The 12,380-nt window shown below is 67.4% G+C and carries 12 protein-coding genes; 8 read left to right on the plus strand and 4 right to left on the minus strand.

What is annotated here, in order from left to right; genetic code table 11:
- Positions 1-8: 8 nt before the first annotated feature.
- From ABDB87_RS19445 to ABDB87_RS19470, 6 genes are all read left to right on the plus strand, one after another.
- Positions 9-215 carry a hypothetical protein gene (locus ABDB87_RS19445; protein WP_345930222.1) on the plus strand — a complete coding sequence of 69 codons (207 nt, stop codon included), beginning with the start codon at positions 9-11 and terminating at the stop codon, positions 213-215.
- Positions 216-244: 29 nt separating this feature from the next.
- A complete protein-coding gene (locus ABDB87_RS19450; protein WP_345930224.1) occupies positions 245-811 on the plus strand; it encodes a hypothetical protein in 567 nt (188 codons plus the stop codon).
- 2 nt (positions 812-813) lie between these two features.
- Complete coding sequence (locus ABDB87_RS19455; protein ID WP_345930226.1) at positions 814-1,500, plus strand: NAD(P)H-dependent oxidoreductase; 687 nt, start codon at positions 814-816, stop codon at positions 1,498-1,500.
- A 66-nt stretch (positions 1,501-1,566) separates the two neighbouring features.
- Positions 1,567-2,205, plus strand: coding sequence for an acrylate utilization transcriptional regulator AcuR (gene acuR, locus ABDB87_RS19460; protein ID WP_345930228.1), 639 nt, complete (start codon positions 1,567-1,569; stop codon positions 2,203-2,205).
- Between the two features lie 54 nt (positions 2,206-2,259).
- The gene (gene acuI / locus ABDB87_RS19465) at positions 2,260-3,237 is read left to right on the plus strand and encodes an acrylyl-CoA reductase (NADPH) (RefSeq protein ID WP_345930231.1); all 978 of its coding nucleotides are present in this window, start codon (positions 2,260-2,262) and stop codon (positions 3,235-3,237) included.
- A gap of 233 nt (positions 3,238-3,470) precedes the next feature.
- Positions 3,471-4,334 carry a tetratricopeptide repeat protein gene (locus tag ABDB87_RS19470; protein ID WP_345930233.1) on the plus strand — a complete coding sequence of 288 codons (864 nt, stop codon included), beginning with the start codon at positions 3,471-3,473 and terminating at the stop codon, positions 4,332-4,334.
- A 1-nt stretch (position 4,335) separates the two neighbouring features.
- On the opposite strand, the gene ABDB87_RS19475 is transcribed toward ABDB87_RS19470, so the two are convergent.
- Entirely contained in the window at positions 4,336-5,244 is a 909-nt protein-coding gene (locus ABDB87_RS19475) for a LysR family transcriptional regulator (protein WP_345930235.1), read from the minus strand.
- A 197-nt stretch (positions 5,245-5,441) separates the two neighbouring features.
- Between ABDB87_RS19475 and aspA the strand changes: the two genes are divergently transcribed.
- Together aspA and ABDB87_RS19485 are read left to right on the plus strand one after the other, a co-directional pair.
- Positions 5,442-6,860 (plus strand): aspartate ammonia-lyase, encoded by a 1,419-nt coding sequence (gene aspA / locus ABDB87_RS19480; RefSeq protein WP_345930237.1) that lies wholly within the window; start codon positions 5,442-5,444, stop codon positions 6,858-6,860.
- Between the two features lie 77 nt (positions 6,861-6,937).
- Positions 6,938-9,271, plus strand: coding sequence for an NADP-dependent malic enzyme (locus ABDB87_RS19485; RefSeq protein WP_345930239.1), 2,334 nt, complete (start codon positions 6,938-6,940; stop codon positions 9,269-9,271).
- Positions 9,272-9,344: 73 nt separating this feature from the next.
- Here ABDB87_RS19485 and ABDB87_RS19490 read toward each other — a convergent pair whose 3' ends face one another.
- The 3 genes from ABDB87_RS19490 to ABDB87_RS19500 form a co-directional block, all read right to left on the minus strand.
- On the minus strand, positions 9,345-9,767 hold the full coding sequence (locus ABDB87_RS19490) for a hypothetical protein (protein WP_345930241.1): 423 nt from the start codon (positions 9,765-9,767) through the stop codon (positions 9,345-9,347).
- A gap of 36 nt (positions 9,768-9,803) precedes the next feature.
- Positions 9,804-11,066 (minus strand): Hsp70 family protein, encoded by a 1,263-nt coding sequence (locus tag ABDB87_RS19495; protein ID WP_345930243.1) that lies wholly within the window; start codon positions 11,064-11,066, stop codon positions 9,804-9,806.
- Between the two features lie 104 nt (positions 11,067-11,170).
- Complete coding sequence (locus ABDB87_RS19500; RefSeq protein ID WP_345930245.1) at positions 11,171-12,142, minus strand: helix-turn-helix domain-containing protein; 972 nt, start codon at positions 12,140-12,142, stop codon at positions 11,171-11,173.
- Between the last annotated feature and the right edge of the window lie 238 nt (positions 12,143-12,380).

Raw genomic sequence — 12,380 nt, forward strand, 5'->3', positions numbered from 1 at the left:
GGCCCGCCATGTGCCAGGGGAAACCGACCGGAACACCGCAGAACCTTCACGAGCGCCTCTGCCACACCACGCACGGCATTCCCTGCCGCGCAGCCAGCGCACTCAGCGCGCTCTTCAGTCTGATCCTCGGTCGCCAGCCCGCTGCCCGCGCGTGCTGCAGCGACCAGGCCGGCGCAGAGGCCTCGTGCGGCTGCGGCGGCCAGCACAAACACTGACATTCACCACACCATTCCGGAGCCCTGCCATGCTCATCAAGCAATACGAAGAACGCGGACTTTTCTTCAACGCCAACCTCACCGAACGCTGCAGCAAGGAAGCCCTCGACGTCTATCGCGGCGAGCTGATCCTGGTCGACGGCGAAGTCGGCGACAGCTCCGGCCGCCGCAAGCCGCCCTCGAAGGTGCTGCTGCAATCGGTCGCCATCGCCGGTGAATCGAAGCTGGTTTTCCTCGCCGGCATGGTCGAGAACGTGGCCGACCTGAGCCTGGTGCTCGAACGCTTCGGGCCGGACATGGCGGCCGATTCGCAGTGCGTGATCTTCGTGTATGACATTGCCAAGCCGCTGACCGTCACGGCCGGCGAACTGACGCTGCAACTGGTGCCGCTCGACGATGGCCTGGTGTGGACCGAACTGATGGACCTCGCTGCGCTCGAAAAGGGCGATGTGAAGAACCTCAGCAGCGCGGACAAGGCGCACGTCGTCTATCGCGAACTGCTCAGCTTCCGCCCGCGCGGCGCTGCGAGCGTCGATCTCGCCAGCGCGCTCACGATGGGCAGCGGCAAGCAGCGCGCCCTGCGCGGCGCCGTCTGAGCATGGGTGTGCTGCTGGACGGGCCGGCCCTGCGCCGGCTCGTCCGGTATCCCGCGCCGGCCACCCAGCTGGCCTTCCTCTCCGCATTCTTCCCGCCCATGCAGACCCTGATCGTTCTCGCCCATCCCCGGCCGAGCAGCTTCAACCACGCCATCGCGAACACCGTGCGCGACACCCTGCTGACCCTGGGTCACAGCGTGCGCCTGCTTGATCTTTACGCCGAGCACTTTGATCCGCTGCTCACGCCCGAGGAACTCCAGCGCGGCCATGTGCCGCCAGCACAGGTGCGGGAGCATGCCGATCTGCTGCTCGCGGCAGACTTCATCGTGGTCGTGCATCCGAACTGGTGGGCGCAGGCACCGGCTATCCTCAAGGGCTGGCTGGATCGCGTACTGCGCGCCGGCGAAGCCTATCGCTTCGGCACCAACGAAAAAGGCGAAGGCGTGGTCATCGGCCAGCTCAAGGCCCGCGCGGCCCTGGTCTTCACCACTTCCAACACGCCGCGCGAAGCCGAGCTCGCCCTGTATGGCGACCCGCTCGACAACTTCTGGAAACGTTGCGTATGGGGCTTCTGCGGCATCGAGCACACCGTGCGCCGCAACTTCGAGTCGGTCATCGCCAGCACGCCCGAGCTGCGCGCCACCTGGCTGCTGGAAGCCGCCAGCCTGACCCGCGAAACCCTGATCTGATACAGCGCAAACCGCGCGCCCGAACCTGCACGCAATTTCAGAGACGATCGGTTTATTATTCAGGGCATGAACAGCCCTGTCGCCCCGCCGCGCTCGCGTGGCCGCCCGCCCAAAGCGCGTGAAGACCTGCTCGCCACCCGCGAGCAACTGCTGCGCACCGGCCTCGAAGTGCTGACCGAGAAGGGTTTCTCGATTGCCGGGCTGGACGAGATCCTGCGCCGGGCCGGCGTGCCCAAGGGCTCCTTCTATCACTACTTCGGCAGCAAGGAAGCCTTTGGCGAAGCTCTCATCACGCAATACGCCGACTACTTCGCACGCAAGCTCGAGCGCCATCTGGCGAACGCCGCGCTCGCGCCGCTGGAGCGCCTGCGAGCGCTGATTGCCGATCTTCAGGCCGGCATGGCGCGCCATGATTTCCGCCGCGGCTGCCTGGTCGGCAATCTCGGTCAGGAAGCCGGCAGCCTGCCGCAGCATTTCCACGCCCGCCTCGAAGCGGTGTTTGCCGACTGGCAGGCACGCGTCGCCCGCTGCCTGCTGGCCGCACGCGAGGCCGGCGAAATCCCGCCCGCCAGCGACTGCGAGGCACTCGCCGCCTTCTTCTGGATCGGCTGGGAAGGCGCGGTCATGCGCGCCCGGCTCGGTCGCCACGCGACCCCGCTCGAACTCTTCAGCCGGCAGTTTTTCGCCGGACTGCGCGCCGGCTGAGCCATTTCCAAATCAGGGCGTCGCATGACGTCCGCATTTCTTCAGGAGTACGCCATGTTCAAGGCAGTAGTGATCAGGAAAGACGATGCCGGCTATCGCGCCGCCATCGAGACGCTGGACGAATCAGCCTTGCCCGAAGGCGATGTGACGATCCGCGTGAGCCACAGCACGCTCAATTACAAGGACGGGCTGGCCATCACCGGCAAGGGGCCGGTGGTGCGCCGCTTTCCGATGGTGCCGGGCATCGACCTCGCCGGCGTCGTGACCGAAAGCTCGCACCCGGCCTGGAAAGCGGGCGACGCGGTGCTGCTCAACGGCTGGGGCGTGGGGGAGACGCACTGGGGCGGGCTGGCCGAGGTTGCGCGCCTCAAGGGCGACTGGCTGATTCCGCAGCCCGCCGCCTTCAGCCCGGCGCAGGCGATGTCGATCGGCACCGCCGGCTACACCGCGATGCTCTGCGTGATGGCGCTCGAACGCCATGGCGTGACGCCCGCCCAGGGCGAGATCCTGGTGACCGGTGCGGCAGGCGGCGTGGGCAGCGTGGCGGTAGCCGTGCTGGCGAAGCTCGGCTACACGGTGGTGGCCGTCAGCGGCCGGCCGGAGACCGAAGCCTATCTGCGCGAACTCGGCGCCAGCGAAGTGCTGCCGCGCGAGAGCTTCAGCGCGCCGGGCAAGCCGCTGGCGAAGGAGCGCTGGGCCGGCGCGGTGGATGTGGTGGGCGGCCACACGCTGGCAAACGTCTGCGCCAGCACGAAGTATCGCGGCGTAGTCGCGGCCTGCGGGCTCGCCGGCGGCATGGACTTCCCGGCGACGGTGGCCCCCTTCATCCTGCGCGGCGTGACCCTTGCCGGGATTGACAGCGTCATGTGCCCGACGCCGGATCGCATCGAAGCCTGGCGCCGCCTGGGCGAAGATCTCGACCCGGCCCGCCTCGATCTGATCACCCGCAGCATTCCGCTGGAAGACGCCATCGAGGTCGCCGGCCAGCTCATTGCCGGCCAGGTACGGGGGCGCGTCGTGATCGCGCTCTGAGGCGCCCTGCGAGCGGGCCGCGCACGCCCGCCCGCTCGCGCCAGCAAGGCTTCTGTTGCGATCTGAAGCATCTGCTTACACTCTGGCCCGCCACGCTGACCTGCTTTTACCTGCGCACCGTGCCACGCCATCGATGGGGGCTCTAAGCTCTGTCCATCCCGGCCGGAACTGATCCGGGGAGACATCCGGGCCCCTGCGTCCGGCGCGGGCGGCCTGCCAGAAGGAGCTGCACCATGACATTCCGCCTGCCCGCGGCACTGATGACGCTTGCGCTGTGCGCGCTGGCCAGCCTGCCCGCCTCTGCGGAGCCGACGATCGACCAGGTCTGGCAGACCGCCAATGCCGGTCGCGTTGCCGACGCCGAAAAGATGATGCAGGGCGTGCTCGCCGCCCACCCCGCCAGCGCCAAGGCGCACTATGTCGAAGCCGAACTGCTGGCGCGCGAGCGTCACTTCCCCGCAGCGCGCGAGGAGCTCGCCCGCGCGAAACAGCTCTCGCCTGGCCTGGCCTTCGCCGAGCCGCGCGCGGTGAGCAATCTCGAAGGGCTGCTCGGCGAGCGGCAGGCCGCCCCGCTCCAGTCGAATGGCATACCGGTATTGCAGGGCAGCCGCCCGGTGCCGGCCTTTCCCTGGAGTACGGTGCTGGTCCTGGGCTGCGTGCTGGCCTTCATCCTGTGGGCGGTACGCTTCATGAAGCGACAGACGGCCGACACGGTCGTGATACCCGCGCCCGCCCCTGCCCCGGCTTACGGCACGCCGGGCTACGCGAGCGGCGCCCCATCCTATTCCTATGGCATGACCCCGCCGGCATCCGGCGGACTCGGCAGCGGACTGGGCGGCGGCCTCCTCGGCGGGCTGGCCACCGGTGCCGCAGTCGGCGCCGGGATGGTCGCCGGCGAGGCGCTGATGCATCGCGTGCTGGGAGACAGTCACAGCAGCACGCAGGGTTTCGAAACACCGCTCAGCGCCGCGCCGGATCCCCTGCTCGAAGCGCTCGGCCCGAGCGCCTGGCCCAACGACATGGGCGGCACCGATTTCGGCATCGGTGATACCGGCAGCTGGGACGACAGCGCAGGCAGCGGCAGCAGCTGGGACTGATTCAGCCTGCGGCGCGCGCCGCGCAGAGCGCCCAGATCATCTCGGCCATGCGGTTGCTGTTTTCGCTGGAGCGATAGAGGCGCACCTCCAGCTCGCAGCTCCAGTCTGCCGAGCCGGCTTCCACCAGATGGCCCTCGGCCTTCTCGTGCCCGGCGCAGCTCTCCGGCAGCCAGCCCAGACCATGCCCCTCGACGATCATGGCTTTCAGCGCCTCGGCCATGTGGGTATCGAAAGAGCGCTCCAGATGGCAGCGCTCCGGTGCGCGCAGCAGGATCATCTCGACCACGTGGGCGAGATAGGAGCCCGGCGAATAGGCAAGGAAGGGCACGATGTTGTCCGGCCGGCCGGAGAGCACATGGCGCGGGCTGCCATCCTTGCGCGGCACCGAGAAGGGCAGCAGACGGTCGGTGGTGAGCAGGATGTGCGGAAAACGGGCCGGGTCCAGGAGCACTGGCAACTGCGGGTGGTGGTAGATGATCAGCAGGTCACTCGCGCCCTCGATGAGCGCGGTCACGCCCTCTGGCACGTTCACCGCGCCGACGCGCGCCACCACATTGCCGAGTTTTTCCTTCACGCCGCTGAGCCAGCGCGGAAAGTAGGTCAGCGACAGGGTGTGGGCCACCGAGAAACGCACCGCCTCGACCTTGCCGGGCACCTGACCGCGCAGCACGGTGCGCATCTCGTAGGTGCGCTTGAGCATGTCGGCCGCGAAGCCGCGAAAGATGCGCCCGGCCGGCGTGAGCTGCACGCCATGTTCGCGCCGGTCGATGAGCTGCACGCCGAGCCAGTCTTCCAGCGATTGCACATGCCGGCTCAGGGTCGGCTGGGAGATGTTGCGGTTCTCGGCCGCCTTCGAGAAAGCACGCGCATCCGCAAGCGTCAGGAAGTCCTCGATCCACCGTATCTGCATGGCAATCCTTTTCGTCAATGCTTCCGCGACCTTCGCCGACTGCGTCCGATGGCCGGCAGGAGGCCGATACAGCACATGGCGGATTTGCGTGGAATATTCGGATTGTGCGCGTTTTCATGCAAGTTTTGCATGAAGCTTCTCCCTGTTCGCGCTTGTTGCCTAGCATGACATCACCCCGACTCGCAGCGAGAACAACAATGAGCCCGACCCGAACCCGCACCGAGCACGACCTGCTCGGCGAACGCGATGTACCCGCCGATGCCTACTACGGCGTGCATACGCTCCGCGCCATCGAGAATTTCCCGATCACCGGCACGCCGATCTCGACCTATCCGGGCCTGATCGCTGCGCTGGCCGCGATCAAGCAGGCCGCCGCGCTCACCAACCGCGAGCTGGGCCTCCTGGATGCGCCGCGTGCGAACGCCATCATCGCGGCCTGCGAAGAGGTCCGCGCGGGCGCCTTGCACGAGCAGTTCGTGGTCGACGTGATCCAGGGCGGTGCCGGCACCTCGACCAACATGAATGCCAACGAGGTGATCGCCAACCGTGCGCTGGAAATCATCGGATTCAACCGCGGCGAATACGCCCGGCTGCATCCGAACGAACATGTGAACATGAGCCAGAGCACCAATGACGTGTATCCCACCGCGCTGAAACTCGCAGGCTACTGGGGCGTCATGAGCCTGATCGAGGCGATGCAGATCCTGCGCGAGGCCTTCGGCGACAAGGCGCGCGAGTTCGCCGGCGTGCTGAAGATGGGCCGCACCCAGTTGCAGGACGCGGTGCCGATGACGCTGGGCCAGGAGTTCTCGACCTACGAGGAAATGCTGGGTGAAGACATCGCCCGCCTGCGCGAGGCCGCACTCCTGATCTGCGAGATCAACCTCGGCGCCACCGCCATCGGCACCGGCATCAATGCGCATCCGGATTACGCCGGGCTGGTTCGCCAGCATCTGGCCACGATCACCGGCATCCCGGTGCTGACCGCGCCGAACCTGGTCGAAGCCACACAGGACTGCGGCGCCTTCGTGCAGCTCTCGGGCGTGCTCAAGCGGGTGGCGGTGAAGCTCTCCAAGGTCTGCAACGACCTGCGCCTGCTCTCCTCCGGCCCGCGCGCCGGGCTCGGCGAGATCAACCTGCCGCCGATGCAGGCGGGCTCCTCGATCATGCCGGGCAAGGTCAATCCGGTGATTCCGGAAGTGGTGAACCAGATCGCCTTCGAAGTGATCGGCAACGACCTCACGATCAGCTTTGCGGCCGAAGCCGGCCAGCTCCAGCTCAATGCCTTCGAGCCCATCATCGCGCACAGCCTCTTCAAGAGCGTGACCCATCTGCGCGCGGGCTGCCTCACGCTGACCGAGCGCTGCGTGCGCGGCATCACCGCCAATCACGAGGCGCTGCGCCGCAGCGTGGAAAATTCGATCGGGCTGGTCACCGCACTGAATCCCTACATCGGCTACGAGAATGCCACCAGCATTGCCCGCGAGGCACTGCTGACCGGTGGCAGCGTGTATGAGCTGGTACTGCAGCGCGGGCTGCTGACCCGGCAGCAGCTCAACGAGATCCTGCAGCCCGAAGTGCTCACACAGCCTCGCCGCCCCGTCTCGCTCGCCTGACCGCCCTCCGCCGGGCCCGCCCTCCCCGTGAGGCGGGCCCGAATGTTTTCAATCCTCCCCCTCCCCGACGAAAGATCATGAGCGACAACTTCAAGCAGGACGCCCTCGACTATCACCGCTTCCCGCAGCCCGGCAAGATTTCGGTCACGCCGACCAAGCCTATGCTGACCCAGCGCGACCTGGCCCTGGCCTATTCACCCGGCGTGGCCGAAGCCTGCAACGCGATCGCGGCCGATCCGCGCGAAGCCGACACGCTGACCTCGCGCAGCAATCTGGTGGCGGTGATCACCAATGGCACCGCGGTGCTGGGCCTGGGTGACATCGGCCCGCTGGCCGGCAAGCCGGTGATGGAAGGCAAGGGCTGCCTCTTCAAGAAGTTCGCCGGCATCGATGTGTTCGACATCGAGCTTGCCGAGAACGACCCCGACGCGCTGATCGACACCATCGCCCGCATGGAGCCCACCTTCGGCGGCATCAACCTGGAAGACATCAAGGCGCCCGAGTGTTTCTACATCGAGCGGAAGCTGCGCGAGCGGATGAGCATCCCGGTTTTCCATGACGACCAGCACGGCACCGCCATCGTAGCCGCTGCCGCGATCCTCAACGGCCTCAGGCTCGTCGGCAAGGACATCGCAGACGTGAAGCTCGTCGCCTCCGGCGCGGGAGCTGCAGCACTGGCCTGCCTGGATCTGGCGGTAAGCCTCGGCCTGCGGCGCGAAAACGTCTGGGTCAGCGACTCGGCGGGCGTGGTCTACCGCGGCCGCGAAAAGAGCATGGACGAGAACAAGGCGCGCTATGCGCAAGAGACCGATGCGCGCAGCCTGGCCGACATCATGCCCGGTGCGGACATCTTCCTCGGCCTCTCGGCGGCGGGCGTGCTGAGCGCGGACATGGTGCGCGGCATGGCACGCGATCCGCTGATCTTCGCGATGGCCAATCCGACGCCGGAGATCCTGCCCGAGCTGGCGCTCGAGGCCCGGCCGGACGCCATCGTCGGCACCGGCCGCTCGGACTACCCGAACCAGATCAACAACGTGCTGTGCTTTCCCTTCATCTTCCGTGGCGCGCTCGATGTGGGGGCCAGCACGATCAATGAAGAAATGAAGATCGCAGCCGTGCGCGCGCTGGCTGCGCTGGCGCATGCCGAGATCCCCGAGACCGTGGCCAAGGCCTATGGCGCACGCGGCCTGCGCTTCGGCCGCCACTACCTGATCCCCAAGCCCTTCGATCCGCGCCTGATCGTCGCGGTGGCGCCGGCGGTAGCCGAAGCCGCCATGAAGAGCGGCGTCGCCCGCCGCCCGCTGACTGACATGGAAAGCTACCGCGCAAGCCTGTCGCGCTTCGTCTATCACTCCAGCGCGGTGATGCATCCGGTCTTCCATGCCGCACAGAAGCGCCCGCAGCGCGTGGTATATGCCGAAGGCGAAGACGAGCGCGTGCTGCGCGCGCTGCAGATCGTGGTCGATGAAGGCATCGCCCGACCCATCCTGATCGGTCGCGAAGCGGTCATCAGCGAACGCATCCAGGCCTGTGGCCTGCGGCTGGTGGCCGGCACCGACTTCCAGCTCTTCGATCCGGAGACCGATCCACGGCTGGCCACGCTGACCGAAGCCTATCGTGCGATGGCGTGGCGCCGCGGCGTGACCCACAGCGCCGCCGCTCACTCGCTGCGCAGCAAGCCGACCGTGCTCGCCGCGATGCTGGTGCATACCGGTGAGGCGGATGCGATGCTGTGCGGCACGGCCGGCCGCTACCGCCATCACCTCGAAGTGGTGGATCGCATCATCGGCCGCGCACCCGGCGTGAAGACGCTCGCCGCGATGAATCTGCTGATGCTGCCGCAGCGCACCCTCTTCATCTGCGACACCTACGTCAATCATGATCCCCGGGCCGCACAGCTGGCCGAGATGACCCAGCTCGCCGCGCGCGAGATGCGCCGCTTCGGCCTCACCCCGCATGCCGCCCTGCTCTCGCATTCGAACTTCGGCAGCGATGACTCCCCCAGCGCCGAGAAGATGCGCGAAGCCCTCGCCCTGCTGCGCGCGCAGCAGCCGGACTTCGAGGTGGAAGGCGAAATGCACGGCGACACCGCGCTCTCGCGCGAGATCATGGAAAACAACCATCCGGATGCCACACTGACCCGCGAAGCGAACCTGCTGGTCATGCCCAATCTGGATGCCGCCAACATCACCTTCAACGTGCTCAAGATGTCGGCCGGCAACGGCCTCACCGTCGGGCCGATGCTGCTCGGAACGGCCCGCCCCGCGCATGTGCTCACACCGGTGGCCACCGTGCGCCGCATCGTGAACATGACGGCGCTGGCCTCGGTGCAGGCGGCCACCCGGCTGGATGCTGCCGGCATGAGCCCTGCCGTGTCGCCGCTCGTTCATCCGGAAAGCGCGCTGGCCTGATCGCCAGCGCAACGCGGCAGGTGCGCACCGGTCGCCGGGTCCGGTGCGCAGACAAGGCACCCGGCCCGGCGGCTCAGCCGGCCAGCCCGTCCGCCAGCTCGAGCTGCCGGGCCGTCCAGACCTGCGCAGCGTCCAGCGTCTCGAAAATTTCCAGAGGCATGACGCCCGCATACAGGCTGCGCCAGAGGCGATCCATCACATGGTATCCGGCCACATCCGGTGCGATCACATAGCTGGTGCAGCGCCGCTGCCATTTTTCGGCATGCTCGATCACCCCGCGCCTGATGCCTTCCAGCGCATCCGGCGGACACAGCGCCGCACCGTGAATCACCAGAATGAGCCCCCAGCCGCCGTCGGCCGACACCTCGCGTACCGGCCGGCTCATGCACAGTCGGTAGTGATCGATCAGCTCGGCGTTCCAGGGCCCTCCGATGTCCGCGATGAGCATCTGCCCCTCGCGCCGGATGTCCACCGAGCCATGAATGCGGAACTCCATGTTTTCCTCCCGGATGAGCGCGGAGCGCGCCCGGGCTCAACCGTAGCGGCGTGCGGCCTCGACGGCAAGACCGGCACCGATGCTGCCGAAGAGATCGCCCTCGCAGGCGCGGGCCTGTGGCAACACCGCGCTGATCGCCTGCCTCAGCTGCGGCACGCCACTGCCACCACCGGTAAAGAAAATCGTATCGACCTCTGCGCCTGAAACCTGCGCGGTCTGTAGCAGGGCGGCCACCGTCCGGCTCACTTCGCTGACCAGGCTTTCGGTCGCTGCGGCGAAATCCTGACGGCTGATGCCACTGGCAAGTCCTTCCTGCAGCTCGCCCAGATCGAGCGTGGTGTGCTCGGCCGCAGATAGCGCGATCTTCGCCTGCTCCACCTGCAGCGCGAGCCAGTGGCCGGCACGCCGGTCGATGAGGCGCGAGAGGCGATCGAGGCGCTCATGTTCCGCACTCATGCGGAAGAGCTGCTGCAGGTCATTCCATGCCGTCCGGGTATAGGCGAAGGGAATCGTGTGCCAGGTCGCCAGCTGGTAGAAGATCTGCGAAGGCAGCTCGCCGCCGTTGCGGGTGCGGCTGCCCAGGCCCAGCAGCGGCATGGCGCTGGCGAGATTGAGTGCGCGGTCGAAATCGGTTCCGCCGATATGCACACCGCCATTGGCGAGCAAGTCCTCGCGCCGATCATCCCGCTTCGCACGCTCGGGCGAGAGCCGCACCAGCGAGAAGTCTGCCGTGCCGCCGCCGATGTCGGCAATCATCACCAGCTCCTCGCGGCCGAGCGTGCGCTCGTAATGAAAGGCGGCGCCAATCGGTTCGTACTGGAAGCTCAGCTCACGGAAGCCGACCGAGCGCGCGATTTCAGCCAGGGTGTCTTCGGCGAGCTTGTCGGCCTCCGGCTTGCCGTCGACGAAAAACACCGGCCGGCCGAACACCGCGCAGTCGAAACTGCGCCCGGCAGCCCGCTCGGCACGCCGCTTGAGCTCGCCGATGAAGGTGGCCAGCAGATGGCGGAAGGAGAGGCTCTGCCCTCCCACCTCGGTGTGGGCATCGATGAGGCTGCTGCCCAGCAGGCTCTTGAGCGAGCGCACCAGGCGCCCCTCGTAGCCATCGAGGTATTGCGCCATCGCGTCGCGGCCGAAATGGGTGCTGCCTTCATCCACATTGAAGAACACGGCCGAAGGCAGGGTGACCCGACCCTCTTCGAGGATCAGCAGCGGATCCACCGCGGCACCGAGATGGCCGACGGTGGAGTTGGACGTCCCGAAGTCGACACCGCAGGCACGGGCAGGAGAAACGGACATGGACAAGACAACGGGCGGTGAATCGGATGTGCATTCTAGCGGCGGCAAGCCTTGCCCGCCCTGCGCATTGGCAGAACTGCAACGCTGCCCGGCCGCGCCGGAAATCAGTGACCGCCGAGGCGGGATTCGGACGGCAACTCGCCGAAGAGCTGGCGGTAATCGCGGGCGAACTGGCTCAGATGGGTGAAGCCCCAGTCGTAGGCGACCTGCGAGACCGACTGCGCCGGGCCGCCGCGCCGCAGTTCGCGCCTCACCGCATTGAGCCGGATGCTGCGCATGAAGGCCAGCGGCGCCATGCCGGTCACCTCTTCCACGCAATTCTGCAGCGCGCGGCGTGACAGATGCAGGCGCTCGCACAGTTCCGGAATGCCGGGCGGGCTGGCCGGGTCCTGCAGCAGGAGCTCGCGCAGGCGCTGCACGGTCTGCTGCCGACCGAGCTGCGCCCGGCGCGGCGGCTCGCCACCATGCGCCTGCTGCAGCAGGCCGGTCAGCAAGGTGAATATGCGCGCCTGCAGCGCCAGCGGATCTTCCTCACCCGGGCAGCGGGCGTCATCCAGGATGTTGGCCAGCGCGGCGCACAGCCCGGCCTTCTGCATCAGCGGCAGGCTGATCACGTCGCCCAGACGCAGCAGGCGGTCCAGATCCTGCCGCGCATGCTGCTCGACATGCGCGGCGAAGGCGGCACGATCCACGACGATGCCATAGAGGTCGAAATCGGCTTCGGTCATCAGTTCGAACTCGGCACCGCCATCGCGCACGCAGACCGCCTCGGCGCCGAGCTTGCGGCTGCCCAGCGCCATCTGGCCATCTTCGGCGGCCGGCACACCGAACCAGACCGATTCGCGCCAGGCAGCGCAGGTCTGGCGCAGCCGGCGATTGGCCCGCTCGACGAAGATCTGGCTGCCGGGCAGCCACAGCTCGGTCACCGAACCTTCGAAGGCGCCGGACGAGAGCTGGTCATAGCGCTGATCCCATTGCGAGAGGTTGTGCGCATGCTCGTCCGCATCGCGGGCCTGGGTGTGGCGCAGCAGAACGGGGCGGACGGCATCCGCGGAAAACAGGGCAGGCGTGCGCATGAGGGCAGGCTCCGCAAAAAGGACGGGAGCTCACACAAAAGCAATTGCCGTACCGCGTTCGGCAAGCCCCGCCCGGCAAGGCTTTCGGGCGAGACGACGGGTGCGGCCGGGGTTTCCGAAGGTCCGGTCCTGCACTGACACGGTGCCCGGAAGGGCGGGCTTGGTTCATTGCGCGGCGGAAAAGTTCCGGCCCGCAGCGCGGAAAAACGCGGCCCGAGCGCAAATGTGCCGAATCTTG

The organism is Uliginosibacterium paludis (assembly GCF_039631355.1).
Taxonomy (GTDB): Bacteria; Pseudomonadota; Gammaproteobacteria; order Burkholderiales; family Rhodocyclaceae; genus Uliginosibacterium; species Uliginosibacterium paludis.